The following is a 16,601-nucleotide window of genomic DNA, read 5'->3' on the forward strand; positions in this document are numbered from 1 at the left end:
CAAGACCCTAGTCAGCTTTGTCGCCGCCGGCCAGATTCTTCTTGGAACCGGTCTTGAAGTCGGTTTCATACCAGCCGGTGCCACTGAGGCGGAAACCCGGCATGGACAGCATCTTCTTGAGCTCTGGCGCCTGGCACGCAGGGCAGTCGACCAGCGGTGCTGCGCTGATCTTTTGAATGGCTTCCAACTGATGACCACAGGAAGCACATTGATAGTCGTACATCGGCATGGGGGTTGTCTCGGCGATCAGATTGCTACCGCTTACACTGGGTTTTGCGGCAAAGAGCGGGATTATATCCATTAAATGCAGCCTGTGCAGCCGTAAGACTGCACAGGCCGACATACCACCCGCTGCGGCGTGAGCCACGGGAGGAACGTGCGTTACTTCAAGCTGTGTACAACGCAGACAACGCGCACCAGCCCGGTGAAATTCTTCACCCCGCCATGACGCAAATGCACCTCGCGATCCACGTGGGACAACAGTGCACTGACGGAGCAACCATTGAGCGTGGCCATCTCGCCCAGAATTTCCCAATAGACCTGCTCCAGCCGCAGGCAAGTCGCAAAACCGTTCAAGCGCACCGATCGGGATAACGGCCTGGCCAGCCCCATATCGAATTCCCTGACGAACGGATCAACCTTTATAGCCGGTTGCGCACCGGGCCTCCACTCGCTTCGACTTCCTCCATAAACCATACCGCTGACACTCCTTTGCCATCCTGGTTTCGATAAGAGCAACCTCCTGTGCCCTTATCAAAACGCAGGCGCAAAGTTATATCCAGATGACTTTTTGACCATCCACGTAGGATAAGCCAACAGCTGGGAGAGGATCATGGACACGGTCCTAGGCTGGACTGTTTCCTACAAAGCCCGGGGTATTTTCTTTGGCTGAAAGGGTATTTGGCTGAGAGAAAAAGCCGTGCACGAACAACGCTCCCCGGCGCCATCCACGCACCTCGCGGTTACTGATCGAGCAATGAGCGCAACATCCACGCGGTTTTTTCGTGAACCTGCATGCGCTGGGTCAGCAGATCCGCGGTGGGTTCATCGCTGACCTTGTCCAGCAACGGGAAGATCCCGCGGGCTGTGCGGGTCACGGCTTCCTGGCCGTCGACCAATTGCCTGATCATGTCTTCGGCACTCGGCACACCCTCTTCTTCTTTAATAGAAGAAAGACGTGCATACACCGAATAGGCACCGGGTGCCGGGAAACCCAACGCACGAATGCGCTCGGCGATCAAATCGACCGCCAGGGCCAATTCGTTGTATTGCTCCTCGAACATCAAGTGCAGGGTGCGAAACATCGGCCCCGTGACGTTCCAGTGGAAGTTATGGGTTTTCAAATAAAGCACATAAGTGTCCGACAACAGACGCGACAGCCCGTCGACGATGGACTTGCGATCCTCTTCACTGATACCGATATCAATTGCCATGCTTATCCCCTAAAGGTGATGAAATTCATCCGACAAGTGCAGGACCACTGTAGCAAGGCTGTCCACACCCTGCAGTCCCGGATGGCCAGCCGAGCTGCGACAAATCGCCCACGGGGGCACCGCTGGCCTGCCTGATTTGAGTAGCCGCAGGCTTTGCTGTTAAATAGGCAGCGTGTCGCCACTCCCCTATTTTTCCGGGTGCGGCGCATAGGCTGGTAGCGGGTACGTGTCCACCGCCTCTTATTGTTCTGAAGCGGACCGTGCTCAATCAGCTCTTCCTTGTGATCCGTCTTAACGTGAGTCAATCAAAATGTTGAAAATCGTCCACCTGCTAATGGGCGCAGCTGCTTTGCTGCTGTCCTTCATCCCTAGCCTGCGATCCGAAGCGGTACCTTACCTGCAACAACCCGATGCGCTGTACCTGGCCTTTTTCGGCCTGCTCAACCTGACCCTCGCTCCGGTTATCCCTTACTGGAACAAAGGTCCTCGTCACCAACTGCAAAACCTGGTCAGCGCCCTGCTGGTCCTGGCTGTCGTGCTGCAAACCCTGACGCTGATCGCGCCGATGCCGGTGATTGCCGGTCAACCCGCGGTTCTGTTCAGTCTCGTTGTTACCCTGGTCGCCGTGCTCCTGCACCTGGCCATCAGCTTCTACAAATCGTCACCGGCCGCCGCCTCGCCAAGCTATGACATGAGCAACCGCGATACCGGCACCGTCAAGTGGTTCAACACGTCCAAAGGCTTCGGCTTTATCTCCCGGGATTCCGGCGATGATATTTTCGTGCACTTCCGGGCCATTCGTGGCGAAGGCCACCGCGTTCTGGTCGAAGGCCAGCGCGTGGAGTTCTCCGTGATGAATCGCGATAAAGGCCTGCAAGCCGAAGACGTGATTGCCGCACTGCCCCGTCGCTGATTCCGAGCGATAAAAAAACCGCGAACAGCCTGGCTGTTCGCGGTTTTTTATTGCCCGGCGTTTAGCCGCTCTACTTAATAATGCGGCGGTGGCGCCTCTTCTTCGGAGGACTCGAACTGGCCAGCCATTTCTTCCTGGCGCCGCAGCAGCGCGGCCATTTGCAGTTGCAGGCGTTCGACCACCCGCTGTTGCGTCACGAGAATATCGTTCAATGACTGAATGGTGTCGTCCTGGAACGCCAGTTGGCTTTCCAGATCGTTGACGCGCTCTTCCAGGCCCATGGCTCAGCCCTCCAGAAACGTGAAGTGATCGGTCAAGACCAGGCGCAGCCGTTCGCGGATCACCGCGACCTGCTCGGCGCTGTAGGGCTTGGCCGGGTGCTTGCCCCAGACCGGGGCGGGCCAGGCGGCATCCTCGCGTTTGCGCACAATCACATGCATATGCAACTGACTGACAACGTTACCCAGCGCCGCAACATTCAACTTGTCGGCGTCGAACGAGTCCTTGAGCATTTCTGCCAGGGCGGTGGTTTCCTGCCAGAGCTGCTGCTGATCGGCGACATCTAACTGAAACAACTCGCTGATATCTTCGCGGCGCGGTACCAGGATGAACCAGGGGTAGTTCGAATCGTTGGACAAGAGCAACCGGCAGAGAGGGAAATCGCCGATGGGTAAGGTGTCTTGTTGAAGTCGTGGATCTAAAGCGAACACTGTGCGCACTCCCGCCTGTTTCATCATTTTCAGCTTAGCGCCGCCCACCGGAGGCTGCGCGCCAAGCGACAGAACCGCAGCATACCTGCGAATGCCCCGGGCTTCACGACGAACCCGGCCCGCAGGGTCAACTCAGCCATGCGGTCCCGCGCCCCGAGATGAGACATTTTTGTCCGGCGCGCACCATTACAGCACCGATGCCGCAGCGAAAACCGCCGAAATGACCGACAAACACTCCTCCGTTCGCGCCCTGCCACTGGCCACGCTGTATGAATACAGCACAGCGAATAAAATTTTTTGCACCAAAACCGCACATCGCATCTACGCTGAGTCCGTCGGGGATCCGCCAATTACTCACTCACGGGGTGAACCGGTAACGTTTTTTGTGGTCGCGCAATTGTCATCAGCGTGCAACACACTGGAAAGGATGGGGTCAAGCGCAAACAAAACGCGCTTGAAACCCCCGGTTTTATGAGGTTTTTACAGGAACGAGCGTGCCGATAGAAAAAAACGGCAACAGAATTCAGGTTTGAGCACGCTTGTTGCATTCACACCCATATCGTCTACAAGTGCCCTGCTGGAAGTGGGAGCCTTGAGGCCAATAAAAACAGCGGCAGGGTTGCCCAATGGAGATTCAAACGTTTCACCAGGGACTCTTTTTATCGACGCTAAAGCTTTGGAAAACAGCGCCTAAGTTGTTAATCCGCTTGCATCGAGGTTGTAAATTTGCGACATCTATCAAGCTGTTTGCGACAGTGTCGTAAAGAAGCTGAAAGGTTAGATGCGCAAGTATCGCCAATATTGTCGGCGTGATATAAGTTTGCGCCGACACAAAAAGAAAGAGCCGCCCAGATAATAAAACAGGTGGGACGGCAGTACTCTTCTAAAAACCAAAGGAGCAAATCACGATGCGCGTGATGAAGTGGAGCATGATCGCACTGGCTGTTTCAGCAGGCACCTCGCAGTTCGCAATCGCGTCCTCCCAGGACGAGTCCAAGGGCTTTTTCGAAGACCAAAGTCTGAAAGCCAAAACCCGTATGGAGTACATGAACCGCGACTTCAAGAACGGCGGCGGTAACATCTCCAACGGTGATGGCACCTTTAAAAGCGGCTATCGCCAGGACACCGGTATCAGCGAACTGCTGACCTACGAGTCCGGCTTCACTCAAGGCACCATCGGCGTGGGCGTCGATGCCATGGCAATGGGCTCGGCCAAGCTGGACGGCGGTTCGGGCCGTCGCGGTAACGGTCTGTTCGCTAACGACAGCGACGGCAACCCGGAAAAAACCCAGTCCAAGATCGGCGGCGCAGTTAAATTCCGCCTGTCCGACACCACTCTGAAATACGGTCAGCAATTCGTTGCCAGCCCAGTATTCGCTACCGATGACAGCCGTCTGCTGCCAGAAGTCGCGACCGGTACCCTGATCACTTCCAAAGAGATCAAGGGCCTGGAACTGAGCGCAGGTCGCTTCACTTCCCTGAGCAAGCAAACCGGCATGGGTCGGGACAGCATCGGCGGCCTGCCTGATGAAAATGGTTTTGGCGGCAAAGGCCTGACCAACATCAACATCTTCGGCGCCAGCTACGCGTTCACCGACAACTTCACCGGTGCAGTGGCTGCTTCCGACGCAGATGACTACTTCAAGAAGCAGTACATCAACCTGAACTACACCCTGCCGATCAACGAAGATCAGTCCCTGAACTTCGACTTCAACGGCTATAAAACCGAAGGCGAGAAGCGCGGCGACCTGGTTGACGCAATCGGCGACGGCACCGCCGGCGTGGACAACAAACTGTGGTCCCTGGCAGCTGCCTACAGCATCGGTGCTCACAAGTTCACCGTTGCTCACCAGCGCTCCAGCGGCGACAACGCTTACTACTACGGCGTTGACGGTAACAGCACCATCTTCGTAGCCAACTCCATTCAGATCTCCGACTTCGTGGGCCGCGAAGAGCGCTCCTGGCAGGCTCGCTACGACCTGAACATGAAAACCTACGGCGTTCCAGGCCTGAGCTTCATGACCCGTTACGTAATGGGTGACAACATCAAGACCAACGGTCTGGGTGAAGGCAAGGAAAACGAGTGGAACCTGGAGTCCAAGTACGTTCTGCAAGAAGGTCCAGCAAAAGACCTGTCTTTCCGCGTGCGTTTCGCCAACTACCGCTCGAACGGCGCGTACAGTGGTTATGCGGGTGACAACTACGACACTCGTGTAATCGTTGAGTACCCGCTGACCATCCTGTAATCAGGATGTAAACCGGTCGTACTGTAGAGCTCTGCTCTAACAAAAACCGCTCACCTGTTTCAGGTGGGCGGTTTTTTTATGTCTGTTGCGCTGTAACTTCGCAAGCAAGCTAATTAACTCCAACCAATAACATTAGGAAGCTATCTTTTCTAAACGATAGCCATAAAAAAACCCAAGAGCCTTATCGACTCTTGGGTTGACGGTTTTAACTTGACCGAACAGCCAAGTTAAAAAACTCCGTTACTGTGGTGTTGCTTCCTGAACCACGCGAATAACCCGTTGCGGAAACGGGATATCGATACCGGCCGCTTTCAAACGATCACGGGATTGCTCATTGAACATAAACATCACATCCCAGTAATCGGCGGTCTTGACCCACACCCGCAGGGACACAGTGATCGAACTGTCACCCAGGGTCGAAATCACCGCCTGAGGCGCCGGCTCGGCCATGACGCGTTCATCCTTGGCCAGTTCCAGCAACACTTCACGGGCCTTCTGCAAGTCCGCTTCGTAGTCCACGCCTACATCGAACACGACTTTACGGGTCGGCTGACGGTTAGTGTTGGTGATGATGCCATTCGACAGGTTGCCGTTAGGGACGATGATGGTTTTGTTGTCACCGGTGCGCAGCACGGTGTGGAAGATCTGGATGCTGTCGACCGTACCGGCCACGCCCTGTGCTTCGATCCAGTCACCAATGCGGAACGGACGGAACAGCAGAATCAGCACGCCGCCGGCGAAGTTCGCCAGGCTGCCCTGCAATGCCAGGCCGATGGCCAGGCCGGCCGCACCGATGGCCGCGACAAACGAAGTGGTTTCCACACCGATCATCGACGCGACGCTGACAATCAGCAGTACCTTGAGAATGATGTTGGCCAGGCTGCTGATAAAACCTTGCAGCGCCAGGTCAGCGTTACGCAGGGCCAGCAAACCGCCGAGCTTGTTCGTGACCTTGTTGATCAACCACCAGCCGATGGCCAGGGTAATCACCGCCAGCAAGACGCGGCTGCCGTATTCCATGATCATCGGAATCCAGGCTTGCGATGCCTTGACCAGATTGTCCACTTCGCTATTCAAATCCATCTACTTTCTCCTGATTTCCGGCCATCCGGCACGCGAAAAGTAAGCGGCAGAAAAGACCAACCCCACCGGGATTTGATCGTTTCTGCCATTGCTGGGGCCTCGGACGCCGAAAACGCCAGGAGGTTCCCGCCTTGAAGGTCAGTCGCGGAAGTTGTTGAACTGCAGCGGCATGTCGAACGTCTTGGCGCGCAGGGCCGCAATGGCTTCCTGCAAATCGTCGCGCTTCTTGCCGGTGATTCGCACCTGCTCGCCCTGAATCGAGGCCTGGACCTTGAGTTTGGCGTCCTTGACGTGAGCAACGATTTTCTTCGCCAGCTCTTTGTCGATGCCTTCCTTGAGCACGGCTTCCTGCTTCATCAGCTTGCCCGACGCATAAGCGTCTTTGACTTCAAGGCACTGCACGTCGATTTTGCGCTTGACCAGGGACAGCTTGAGGATTTCGATCATCGCTTCGAGCTGGAAGTCGGCTTCAGCGGTCAGGTTGACGGTCAGGTCCTTTTCCTTGAACTCAAAGCTGCCCTTGCCTTTCAGGTCATAACGGCGATCGAGTTCCTTGACGGCGTTCTCGACCGCGTTGGTGACTTCGTGTTTGTCCAGTTCGGATACCACGTCGAACGACGGCATGTAGTTTCTCCAATAAAAAGGCGCGCTCGATCATGATGGAGCGCGCTTGGCTTGCGGTTAAAATCGGGCTCATTATAACGGGTCTTTTCCAACCGATACCGCGAGCCGCACATGCCTGCCTCAAACCGAGCAAAAAACTGATGTCCACCACCTGGCATGTTCTGGGCGCCGGCAGTCTCGGCACCTTGTGGGCCACCCGTCTGGCGCGGGCCGGCGTTCCGGTGCGGTTGATTGTGCGCGATGAGCAACGCCTGCAGGCGTACCAGTGCGCCGGCGGCCTGACCCTGGTGGAGCACGGCGAGGCAAAAACCTATGCGGTGCCCGGTGAAACACTTGACAACGAAGAGCCGATCAATCGCCTGCTGGTGGCTTGCAAGGCCTACGACGCCGAGAACGCCGTGGCCAGACTGGCGTCGCGCCTGGCCCCGGGCGCTGAGCTGATTCTTTTGCAGAATGGCCTCGGCAGTCAGGATGCGGTCGCGGCCAAGGTGCCCCAGGCCCGTTGCATCAGCGCGTCGAGCACCGAAGGTGCGTTTCGCGATGGCGACTGGCGCGTGGTCTTCGCCGGCCACGGTTACACCTGGCTCGGGGATGCCGGCCATCCGGTGGCGCCGATCTGGCTGGACGACCTGACGGCCGCCGGGATTCCCCATGAGTGGAGCACCGACATCCTCACCCGCCTGTGGCGAAAACTCGCACTCAACTGCGCAATCAATCCCCTGACCGTGCTGCACGATTGTCGCAACGGCGGTTTGCAGCAGCACCATTGCGAGGTGGCCACGCTCTGCGCCGAACTCACCGAGCTGCTGGAGCAATGTGGCCAGCCGGCCGCCGCTGAGGATCTTCAGCAGGAAGTGGAGCGAGTGATCCACGCCACCGCCGCCAATTACTCCTCGATGTACCAGGATGTTGCCAATCAACGCCGCACCGAAATCAGCTATCTATTGGGCCATGTCTGCAAAGTCGCGGCGCGACACCAGCTGCACCTGCCCCATCTGCATCAATTGCAGCAACGGCTGATCGCTCATCTGCACAGCCTTGGATTGCCCAGCGACTGAGCAGCGGCTACGCTGGCCACTTGTTCCTTTGCAGCGATAAACCTGATGCCACTGCGCCAGCGCCTCGAAAACCTTCCCGTCGGCCAGAAACTGCTGGCCGCCCTGCTGGTGCTGTTGATCACTGTCCTGCTGGTCGCCAACCTGACGTTCATCAGCGCCGCCTACTACATATCCCAGGAAAGCATGGCGCCCCAGGCCTTGCAGACCATCGGCCGACTGGTGTCCAACCCGAGCCTGGTGGCCGAGGCGTTGAAGTCGCCGCAAAGCGCCGAGCGCCTGCTCAATGAACTCAACAGCTACTCACCGTTGCGCGCGGCAGCGCTGTATGACGGTGACGGCGTGCGTCTGGCGCAGTTGCAGCACGGCGAAAAGCTCAAGCTGCCGGAGCACTACCGGCATATCGAAGCCTGGCAAGCCACGGAATTTCGCAGCAACCAAATCATCACCCTGCCCCGCCCCGGCACCGAACCGGGCCATCTGCTGCTGGTGGCGAGCAGCGAACTGCCCGTGGCGTTCTATACCGGCACCCTGACCGCGAGTCTGGGGATCCTGATCTTCAGTGTGCTGCTGTGGCTGGTGATCGCCCGGCAGATCAAACGCCTGATCACCCGACCGATCCATCAGCTCGAAGAACTGTCCCGACAAGTGACCCGTGAAGAGAACTACGCCCTGCGCGCCTCTCGCGGCAACCACGATGAAATCGGCAGCCTGGCCGAGGCGTTCAACACCATGCTTTCGCGCATTGAAGCCCGGGAGCAGCAACTCAAGCGCGCCCGGGACGATTCCCAGGCCGCTTACGATCAGGCCCAGGGGCTGGCGGAAGAAACCCGTCACACCAACCGCAAGCTGGAACTGGAAGTCCAGGTGCGGAGCAAGATCGAAAAGAAACTCACCGGTTTCCAGAACTACCTCAACAGCATCATCGACTCCATGCCGTCGGCGTTGATCGCCCTCGATGAGCAGCTCTACGTCACTCAGTGGAATCAGGAGGCCAGTGCCCTGTCCGGCACGCGCCTGGATGAAGCGCTGAACCAGCCGATCTTCCTCGCCTTCGAACCGCTCAAGCCATTCCTGCCGCAACTCAAGCAAACCGTCGAGCAGCACACTGTGGCCAAGATCGAACGGGTGACCTGGATCAAGGACGATGAAGCCAAACACTACGCCCTGACGTTCTACCCGCTGATGGGCGGCGCCGGGCGTGGGGTGGTGATCCGTATCGACGACATCACCCAGCGCCTGTCCCTGGAAGAAATGATGGTGCAGTCGGAAAAAATGCTCTCGGTGGGCGGCCTCGCTGCCGGTATGGCCCACGAAATCAACAACCCGCTGGGGGCGATCCTGCACAACGTGCAAAACATCCGCCGACGGCTGTCCCCGGACCTGCCGAAGAACCTCGAACAGGCCGAACACGTCGGCATCGAGCTGGAAACGGTCAATCAATACCTGCAAGCGCGGGAAGTCCCGCAGTTGCTCGATGGCATCCAGCAAGCCGGGGCACGGGCGGCGAAGATCGTCACGCACATGCTCAGCTTCAGCCGGCGCAGCACCCGGCAAATGGCCCCGTGCGACCTGCCGGCGCTGATCGATCAAGCGGTGGAAATTGCCGGCAATGACTTCGACCTGGCCATCGGCTTCGACTTCAAGGGCCAGGCGATCATTCGTCAGTTCGACCCGGCGCTGGGCCCGGTGCCGGGCACGGCCAACGAGCTGGAGCAGGTGCTGCTCAATTTGCTGAAAAACGCCGCCCAGGCGATTCACCAACGGGAAGACGACCGCGAACCAGGGCGGATCATCCTGCGTACCAAACTCAACCCGCCGTGGGCGGAAATCCAGGTCGAAGACAACGGCATCGGCATGAGCGAGAACGTGCGCAAACGCACCTTCGAGCCGTTCTTCACCACCAAGGAAATCGGCCAGGGCACTGGCCTGGGGCTGTCGGTGTCGTATTTCATCATCACCAACAACCACAAGGGCCAGATGGAAGTGCAATCGACCCTCGGCCAAGGCACCTGCTTCACCTTGCGCCTGCCGTTGGCGGGCACCCCGCTCGTCTCCCAAGAACTCAATCAGCTACCGAGGTAACCCATGGGCTTTCGCTTGTCGAAGATTTACACCCGCACCGGCGACAAAGGCGAAACCGGCCTGGGCGATGGTCGCCGCGTGCCCAAGGATCACCCGCGGATCGAGGCCATTGGTGAAGTCGATACGCTGAACAGTCAGGTCGGTGTGTTACTCGCCGGATTGGCGGCAGAAAGCGCGACTTATCCAGGCTTGAAGGAAGTGATCGACGTGTTGGCCCCGTGTCAGCATCGACTGTTCGACCTCGGCGGTGAACTGGCGATGCCGGTGTATCAGGCCTTGAATGAAGCGGAAATCGAACGGCTGGAAGCGGCCATCGATGTGTGGAATGAAGAGTTGGGGCCGCTGGAGAATTTCATTCTGCCGGGCGGTTCGGCGTTGATTGCCCAGGCCCATGTGTGCCGCAGCCTGGCCCGCAGTGCGGAGCGCCGGTGTCAGCATTTGAACGCGGTTGAGCCGTTGGCCGGGGTGGGCCTGGCGTACATCAATCGGTTGTCGGATTTGTTGTTTGTGGTGGCGCGAGTGATTGCCAAGCGTCAGGGGATTGCCGAGATTTTGTGGCAGGCGGCGGCGAAGCCTCAGGCGTAATGATCATTCCCACGCCGAGCGTGGGAATGATCAGGTGTTACGCCTCAGGCCAAAACGCCCGAATCCCCGCCACACCCTGCGCCCCGGCTTCCCAAGCCTTCTGCCGATCCGACGGGCCAACGCCACCCAACAAGAACACCGGTTTGCTGAAGCCTTCGATCAGGGCCGCGGCCTGTTCCCAACCCAACGGCTGGCCATCCGGGTGGGTCTGGGTCAGCTGCACTGGCGACAGGGTGACGAAGTCCACGTCCATCTGCTCGGCCAACGCCAATTCTTCCGCGTTATGGCAGGACGCCGCCAACCAGCGCGATGCCGGCAGCGGCCGGCCCTTCTCCGCATACTTGCGCAGTTGCGCGGCGGTGATGTGCCAACCGGCGGACGGGAAGTCGCCCAGCCATTCGAATGGGCCCTTGATCATCAACTGCGCCTTGCCGGCACACAGCCCCGCCGCGTCCACCGCCAGGTCGCGGTATTTCGGGTCGTAACCGTTGGGTGCGCGCAACACAATCAACTTGATGCCACCGGCAATGGCTTTCTGGATACCACGCAGCAGGGCCGGGGTTTCCAGATCTTCCGGGGTAATCAGGTACTCCGCCGGCAGCCGTGCGGCCGCGACAATTGGCTGGTTGGCCGCCGGGAATTCATAGTTCAGCAGATCCCGGGGCGCGACCCATTCCAGCGGCTGGCCTTCGGCACCGTGGGGTTCGCCGGTAAATGCCGAGACTTCCCAGACATCCAGCAACACTTGCTTGTCCGGGTAGTCGTGGCGAACCTTGATCAGCGGGCGCGCAGCACCGACGACAATCCCCAACTCTTCATGAAGTTCGCGGGCCAGGGCCGTCTCGACCGACTCGTCAGCCTCGACCTTGCCACCGGGAAACTCCCACAGGCCGCCCTGATGCTGGGTATCGGCACGACGGGCAATCAGAATCCTGCCTGCGTTGTCACGGATAACCGCGGCGGCGACGTGTACTCGTTTCACTGTGTTACCTCCTCCAGACCAGCCTTCTGCCAGGCCTTGAAAAACGGCCATTGGTAAATTGTTTCAACGTAAGCCTCATCGGCCGCCGGCAACTTCACCCGGTAAGTGCGCAGACGCACGGCAATCGGCGCGAAGAACGCATCGGCCAGCGTTGCAGCGCCGAACAGGAACGGGCCGGTTTCGGTCGCTACCGCGCGGCATTCTGCCCACAGCGCCAGCATGCGCTCTATGTCCGCCTGAACCTCAGGTGGTGTCGAGGGCAGCGCTTCGTCGCGGCTCAGGTCAAAGGGCATGTTGCTGCGCATCGCGACAAAGCCGCTGTGCATCTGCGCGCAGGCCGAACGCGCCTGGGCGCGAGCGACGGTGTCTTTGGGCCAGAGCTGGGCGTCGGGAAACTGCTCGGCCAGGTATTCGGCAATCGCCAACGAGTCGGCGATGACACCGTGCTCGGTCTTCAGCAACGGGACTTTGCCGGTGGGCGAATGCTTGAGCAGGCGTTCTCGGGTGTCGGGCTGGCCGAGTTTGATCAGCTCTTCGGTGTAGGGCGCGCCGGTCAGGTCGAGGGCCAGGGCACCGCGCAGGGACCAGGAGGAAAGCAGCTTGTCGCCGATGATCAGGTGGAGGCTCATGTTCGGGACCTTTTGGTGAAGGGGTACAGGCCAGAATCTCTAGCGTCTGGTCGGCCGTCTTCGCGGGCAAGCCTCGTTCCTACAGATCACATCATCCGTAGGCGCGAGGCTTGCCCGCGAAGGGCGCGACTCGGTCTTACGTCCGGTATTCGGCGTTGATCTTCACGTATTCGTGGGACAGGTCGGTGGTCCAGATGGTTTCGCTGCAATCGCCGCGACCCAGTTCGATACGGATGGTGATTTCTTCCTGCGCCATCACCGCCGAACCTTGGGCTTCGGTGTAGGTCTCGGCGCGGGCGCCACGGCTGGCGATGCACACGTCACCGAGGAACACGTCGATCTTGCTCACGTCCAGGTTCGGCACGCCGGCACGGCCGACGGCGGCGAGGATGCGGCCCCAGTTCGGGTCCGAGGCGAACAGCGCGGTCTTGATCAGCGGCGAGTGGGCCACGGTGTAGCCGACGTCCAGGCATTCCTGATGATTGCCGCCGCCGTTGACTTCAACGGTGACGAACTTGGTCGCGCCTTCGCCGTCACGGACGATGGCCTGGGCCACGTCCATGCACACTTCGAACACAGCCTGTTTCAGCTTGGCGAACAATTCGCCACTGGCGGACGTGATTTCCGGCAGCGAAGCCTGACCGGTAGCAATCAGCATGCAGCAATCGTTGGTCGAGGTGTCGCCGTCAATGGTGATGCGGTTGAACGACTTGTTGGCGCCGTCCAGCAGCAGGTTTTGCAGCACGTCACGGGCAACTTTGGCGTCGGTGGCGATGTAGCCAAGCATGGTTGCCATGTTCGGGCGAATCATGCCCGCGCCTTTGCTGATGCCGGTGACGGTGATGGTCACGCCGTCATGCTGGAACTGGCGGCTCGCACCTTTGGGCAAGGTGTCGGTGGTCATGATGCCGGTGGCGGCGGCTTCCCAATTATTCACCGAGAGGTCGTCGAGGGCCGCTTGCAACGCGCCTTCGATTTTCTCGACCGGCAGGGGCTCGCCGATGACACCGGTGGAGTACGGCAGCACCAGGCTGGCATCGACACCGGTCAGTTCAGCCAGTTTCGCGCAGGTGCGCGCGGCGGCAGCCAGGCCTGGTTCGCCGGTGCCAGCATTGGCATTACCGGTGTTGGTCAGCAGGTAACGCACCGGGCCTTGCACACGTTGCTTGGCCAGGATCACGGGAGCCGCGCAAAACGCGTTCAGGGTGAACACGCCCGCGACCGTGGAACCTTCGGCACAGCGCATGACCACGACATCCTTGCGCCCGGGGCGCTTGATGCCGGCCGAGGCGATACCGAGTTCAAAACCGGCAACCGGGTGCAACGTTGGCAAAGGACCAAGACCAACAGCCATGAATGCGCTCCTTAATAAATGATGTCAGCACCGGCGTCGCAGCATCGGTGGTTTAAATGGCAAAACGCCGCGACGGCTGATGCCGGTCGCGGCGCGGGTATTTCAGCGATTGAAACGGGTTTTACTGGATCTGCCCGTGGCAATGCTTGAATTTCTTGCCCGAACCGCAGTAGCACAGTTCGTTGCGGCCCAGCTTCTGATCGTTGCGTACCGGCGCGGCGGCAAGGGCCACATCGACCTCTTCACCGAGCAGTTCCGGTTGCTCAAGACCCGGTGCTTCGTCGTGCTGGAACTGCAGGCGCGCCGCCAGTGCCTCGGCTTCCTGACGCAGGCGTTGCTCTTCTACTTCCGGATCTTCGCGGCGCACCTGAACGTGGGACAGCACACGGATCGAGTCGCGCTTGATCGAATCCAGCAGCTCGGAGAACAGCGTGTACGACTCGCGCTTGTACTCTTGCTTCGGGTTCTTCTGCGCATAACCACGCAAGTGGATGCCGTGACGCAGGTGATCCATGGTCGACAGGTGGTCTTTCCACAGGTCGTCGAGTACGCGCAGGACGATTTGTTTCTCGAAACTGCGCAGCGCTTCGGCGCTTGCCGCTTCTTCTTTCTCGTTGTACGCCGCCAGCAGCTCGGTCATGAGCTTCTCGCGCAGGGTTTCTTCGTACAGGTGATCGTCTTCGTCGAGCCATTGCTGGATCGGCAGCGCCACACCGAAGTCGCTCTGCAAGGCAGCTTCCAGACCGGCCACGTCCCACTGCTCAGGCAGCGATTGCGGTGGAATGTGCGCGCTGACAGTGGCGTTGAGCACGTCCTGACGGAAATCGGCGATGGTTTCGCCAATGTTGTCGGCGGCCAACAAACTGTTACGCATGTGATAGATCACTTTACGTTGTTCGTTGTTGACGTCATCGAACTCGAGCAGTTGCTTACGAATATCGAAGTTGCGGCCTTCAACCTTGCGCTGAGCCTTTTCGATGGCGTTGGTCACCATGCGGTGCTCGATCGCCTCGCCGGACTGCATGCCCAGGGCCTTCATGAAGTTCTTCACCCGGTCAGAGGCGAAGATGCGCATCAGGCTGTCTTCCAGCGACAGGTAGAAGCGGCTGGAACCGGCGTCACCCTGGCGACCGGCACGACCACGCAACTGGTTGTCGATACGGCGCGATTCGTGACGCTCGGAAGCGATCACTTGCAGGCCACCGGACTCCAGCACTTGCTGGTGACGCTTCTGCCAGTCGGCCTTGATCTGGGCGATCTGCTCGGGGCTCGGGTTTTCCAGCGCCGCGACTTCAACTTCCCAGTTACCGCCCAACAGGATGTCCGTACCACGACCAGCCATGTTGGTGGCGATGGTCAGTGCACCCGGACGACCGGCTTGCGCGATGATCTCGGCTTCTTTTTCGTGGAACTTGGCGTTCAGAACCTTGTGTTCGATGCCTTCCTTCTCCAGCAGGCTGGACATGTGCTCGGACGTTTCAATGGTCGCAGTACCCACCAGCACCGGACGGCCCTGGGTCATGCATTCCTTGATGTCGGCAACGATGGCCGCGTACTTCTCGTCCGCGGTGAGGAACACCAGGTCGTTGTAGTCTTTACGCGCCAGCGGTTTGTTCGGCGGGATAACCATCACCGACAGACCGTAGATCTGGTGGAATTCGAACGCTTCGGTGTCCGCGGTACCGGTCATGCCGGACAGCTTGTTGTACAGACGGAAGTAGTTCTGGAACGTGGTCGAGGCCAGGGTCTGGCTTTCGGCCTGGATGTTCAGGTTTTCCTTGGCTTCGATGGCCTGGTGCAGGCCTTCGGACAAACGACGACCCGGCATGGTACGACCGGTGTGTTCGTCGACCAGCACAACCTGACCGTCCTGCACGATGTATTCGATGTTGCGATGGAACAGCTTGTGCGCACGCAGGCCGGCATACACGTGGGTCAGCAGGCCCAGGTTATGCGCGGAATACAGGCTCTCGCCTTCCGCCAGCAGACCGACGCGGGTCAGCATGTCTTCGATGAACTGGTGACCGGCTTCGTTGAGCTCGACCTGACGGGTCTTCTCGTCAACGGTGTAGTGGCCAGCCTTGGTGACTTCGCCTTCGACTTCTTCGACGTGCAGTTCCAGTTGCGGGATCAGTTTATTGATCTCGACATACATTTTGGAGCTGTCTTCGGCCTGACCGGAAATGATCAGCGGCGTACGGGCTTCGTCGATGAGGATGGAGTCGACTTCGTCGATCACGGCAAAATTGAGTTCGCGCTGGAATTTTTCTTCCATGCTGAACGCCATGTTGTCGCGCAGGTAGTCGAAACCGAATTCGTTGTTGGTGCCGTAGGTAATGTCGGCAGCGTAAGCCTGGCGTTTCTCTTCCGGCGGCTGGAACGGCGTGACCACGCCGACCGTCAGGCCGAGGAATTCGTAGAGCGGACGCATCCAGTTGGCGTCGCGACGGGCCAGGTAGTCGTTCACGGTGACAACGTGCACGCCTTTGCCGGACAGCGCGTTCAGGTAAACGCCCAGTGTGGCCACCAGGGTCTTGCCTTCACCGGTACGCATTTCCGCGATCTGGCCTTCATGCAAGGTCATGCCGCCGATCAACTGGACGTCGAAGTGACGCATGCCCATGACGCGCTTGCCGGCTTCGCGGGCGACCGCAAAGGCTTCTGGCAACAGCTTGTCGAGGGTTTCCCCTTTGGCGATGCGGGCCTTGAACTCGTCCGTCTTGGCACGCAACTGATCGTCCGAAAGGGCCACCATTTGCTCTTCGAAGGCATTGACGAATTGCACCGTCTTGAGCATGCGTTTGACTTCACGCTCGTTCTTGCTTCCAAAAAGTTTCTTTAACAAAGGCGCAAACATATCGGCAGGATCTTCCACACTAAAGGGATGGAGGGCGGCCCCGTG

At 59.0% G+C, this 16,601-nt stretch carries 16 protein-coding genes; 5 read left to right on the forward strand and 11 right to left on the reverse strand.

Annotation, left to right across the window (positions count from 1 at the left end; all coding sequences use genetic code 11):
• Positions 1–7: 7 nt before the first annotated feature.
• From FQ192_RS06690 to FQ192_RS06700, 3 genes are all read right to left on the reverse strand, one after another.
• Positions 8–229: an FmdB family zinc ribbon protein gene (locus FQ192_RS06690; RefSeq protein ID WP_010457489.1), complete on the reverse strand. Its 222-nt coding sequence runs from the start codon at positions 227–229 to the stop codon at positions 8–10.
• A gap of 152 nt (positions 230–381) precedes the next feature.
• Entirely contained in the window at positions 382–696 is a 315-nt protein-coding gene (locus FQ192_RS06695) for a ribbon-helix-helix domain-containing protein (protein ID WP_149657891.1), read from the reverse strand.
• 266 nt (positions 697–962) lie between these two features.
• Positions 963–1,433, reverse strand: coding sequence for a Dps family protein (locus FQ192_RS06700; RefSeq protein WP_149657892.1), 471 nt, complete (start codon positions 1,431–1,433; stop codon positions 963–965).
• A 310-nt stretch (positions 1,434–1,743) separates the two neighbouring features.
• Between FQ192_RS06700 and FQ192_RS34840 the strand changes: the two genes are divergently transcribed.
• Complete coding sequence (locus tag FQ192_RS34840) at positions 1,744–2,346, forward strand: cold-shock protein (protein WP_133838099.1); 603 nt, start codon at positions 1,744–1,746, stop codon at positions 2,344–2,346.
• Between the two features lie 74 nt (positions 2,347–2,420).
• Here the strand turns inward: FQ192_RS34840 and FQ192_RS06710 are convergent, their stop codons facing one another.
• Both FQ192_RS06710 and FQ192_RS06715 read right to left on the reverse strand, forming a co-directional pair.
• Positions 2,421–2,627 (reverse strand): SlyX family protein, encoded by a 207-nt coding sequence (locus FQ192_RS06710; protein ID WP_149657893.1) that lies wholly within the window; start codon positions 2,625–2,627, stop codon positions 2,421–2,423.
• A 3-nt stretch (positions 2,628–2,630) separates the two neighbouring features.
• The gene (locus FQ192_RS06715) at positions 2,631–3,056 is read right to left on the reverse strand and encodes an HIT domain-containing protein (RefSeq protein WP_054045765.1); all 426 of its coding nucleotides are present in this window, start codon (positions 3,054–3,056) and stop codon (positions 2,631–2,633) included.
• Positions 3,057–3,964: 908 nt separating this feature from the next.
• Here FQ192_RS06715 and FQ192_RS06720 point away from each other — a divergent pair.
• Positions 3,965–5,302: an OprD family porin gene (locus tag FQ192_RS06720; protein WP_149657894.1), complete on the forward strand. Its 1,338-nt coding sequence runs from the start codon at positions 3,965–3,967 to the stop codon at positions 5,300–5,302.
• Positions 5,303–5,542: 240 nt separating this feature from the next.
• Here the strand turns inward: FQ192_RS06720 and FQ192_RS06725 are convergent, their stop codons facing one another.
• Positions 5,543–6,385 carry a mechanosensitive ion channel family protein gene (locus tag FQ192_RS06725; RefSeq protein WP_149657895.1) on the reverse strand — a complete coding sequence of 281 codons (843 nt, stop codon included), beginning with the start codon at positions 6,383–6,385 and terminating at the stop codon, positions 5,543–5,545.
• 138 nt (positions 6,386–6,523) lie between these two features.
• A complete protein-coding gene (locus tag FQ192_RS06730) occupies positions 6,524–7,009 on the reverse strand; it encodes a YajQ family cyclic di-GMP-binding protein (RefSeq protein ID WP_149657896.1) in 486 nt (161 codons plus the stop codon).
• 140 nt (positions 7,010–7,149) lie between these two features.
• Between FQ192_RS06730 and FQ192_RS06735 the strand changes: the two genes are divergently transcribed.
• From FQ192_RS06735 to FQ192_RS06745, 3 genes are read left to right on the forward strand one after another with little or no spacing between them, the layout of a single operon-like run.
• Complete coding sequence (locus FQ192_RS06735) at positions 7,150–8,067, forward strand: putative 2-dehydropantoate 2-reductase (RefSeq protein WP_149657897.1); 918 nt, start codon at positions 7,150–7,152, stop codon at positions 8,065–8,067.
• 45 nt (positions 8,068–8,112) lie between these two features.
• A complete protein-coding gene (locus FQ192_RS06740) occupies positions 8,113–10,149 on the forward strand; it encodes a HAMP domain-containing sensor histidine kinase (protein WP_149657898.1) in 2,037 nt (678 codons plus the stop codon).
• A gap of 3 nt (positions 10,150–10,152) precedes the next feature.
• Positions 10,153–10,734, forward strand: coding sequence for a cob(I)yrinic acid a,c-diamide adenosyltransferase (locus FQ192_RS06745; protein WP_149657899.1), 582 nt, complete (start codon positions 10,153–10,155; stop codon positions 10,732–10,734).
• Positions 10,735–10,771: 37 nt separating this feature from the next.
• Here the strand turns inward: FQ192_RS06745 and FQ192_RS06750 are convergent, their stop codons facing one another.
• From FQ192_RS06750 to secA, 4 genes are all read right to left on the reverse strand, one after another.
• Positions 10,772–11,716, reverse strand: coding sequence for a Nudix family hydrolase (locus FQ192_RS06750; protein WP_149657900.1), 945 nt, complete (start codon positions 11,714–11,716; stop codon positions 10,772–10,774).
• Positions 11,713–12,345: a glutathione S-transferase family protein gene (locus FQ192_RS06755; protein ID WP_149657901.1), complete on the reverse strand. Its 633-nt coding sequence runs from the start codon at positions 12,343–12,345 to the stop codon at positions 11,713–11,715. The genes FQ192_RS06750 and FQ192_RS06755 overlap by 4 nt, the downstream gene beginning before the upstream one ends.
• 136 nt (positions 12,346–12,481) lie before the next feature.
• Positions 12,482–13,699, reverse strand: a complete 1,218-nt coding sequence (gene argJ, locus FQ192_RS06760) for a bifunctional glutamate N-acetyltransferase/amino-acid acetyltransferase ArgJ (RefSeq protein ID WP_149657902.1) — start codon at positions 13,697–13,699, stop codon at positions 12,482–12,484.
• Positions 13,700–13,820: 121 nt separating this feature from the next.
• Positions 13,821–16,556, reverse strand: a complete 2,736-nt coding sequence (secA, locus tag FQ192_RS06765) for a preprotein translocase subunit SecA (protein ID WP_149657903.1) — start codon at positions 16,554–16,556, stop codon at positions 13,821–13,823.
• Positions 16,557–16,601: the final 45 nt, after the last annotated feature.

The organism is Pseudomonas sp. ANT_J12, from assembly GCF_008370045.1.
In the GTDB taxonomy this organism is placed as follows: Bacteria; Pseudomonadota; Gammaproteobacteria; order Pseudomonadales; family Pseudomonadaceae; genus Aquipseudomonas.

Coding starts and splice junctions, on each gene's coding strand:
- FQ192_RS06745 (WP_149657899.1), top strand. CDS start 10,153: ATGGGCTTTCGCTTGTCGAAGATTTACACCCGCACCGGCGACAAAGGC.
- FQ192_RS06720 (WP_149657894.1), top strand. CDS start 3,965: ATGCGCGTGATGAAGTGGAGCATGATCGCACTGGCTGTTTCAGCAGGC.
- FQ192_RS06735 (WP_149657897.1), top strand. CDS start 7,150: ATGTCCACCACCTGGCATGTTCTGGGCGCCGGCAGTCTCGGCACCTTG.
- FQ192_RS06755 (WP_149657901.1), bottom strand. CDS start 12,345: ATGAGCCTCCACCTGATCATCGGCGACAAGCTGCTTTCCTCCTGGTCC.
- FQ192_RS34840 (WP_133838099.1), top strand. CDS start 1,744: ATGTTGAAAATCGTCCACCTGCTAATGGGCGCAGCTGCTTTGCTGCTG.
- FQ192_RS06725 (WP_149657895.1), bottom strand. CDS start 6,385: ATGGATTTGAATAGCGAAGTGGACAATCTGGTCAAGGCATCGCAAGCC.
- FQ192_RS06730 (WP_149657896.1), bottom strand. CDS start 7,009: ATGCCGTCGTTCGACGTGGTATCCGAACTGGACAAACACGAAGTCACC.
- FQ192_RS06710 (WP_149657893.1), bottom strand. CDS start 2,627: ATGGGCCTGGAAGAGCGCGTCAACGATCTGGAAAGCCAACTGGCGTTC.
- FQ192_RS06740 (WP_149657898.1), top strand. CDS start 8,113: ATGCCACTGCGCCAGCGCCTCGAAAACCTTCCCGTCGGCCAGAAACTG.
- argJ (WP_149657902.1), bottom strand. CDS start 13,699: ATGGCTGTTGGTCTTGGTCCTTTGCCAACGTTGCACCCGGTTGCCGGT.
- FQ192_RS06695 (WP_149657891.1), bottom strand. CDS start 696: ATGGTTTATGGAGGAAGTCGAAGCGAGTGGAGGCCCGGTGCGCAACCG.
- FQ192_RS06700 (WP_149657892.1), bottom strand. CDS start 1,433: ATGGCAATTGATATCGGTATCAGTGAAGAGGATCGCAAGTCCATCGTC.
- secA (WP_149657903.1), bottom strand. CDS start 16,556: ATGTTTGCGCCTTTGTTAAAGAAACTTTTTGGAAGCAAGAACGAGCGT.
- FQ192_RS06690 (WP_010457489.1), bottom strand. CDS start 229: ATGCCGATGTACGACTATCAATGTGCTTCCTGTGGTCATCAGTTGGAA.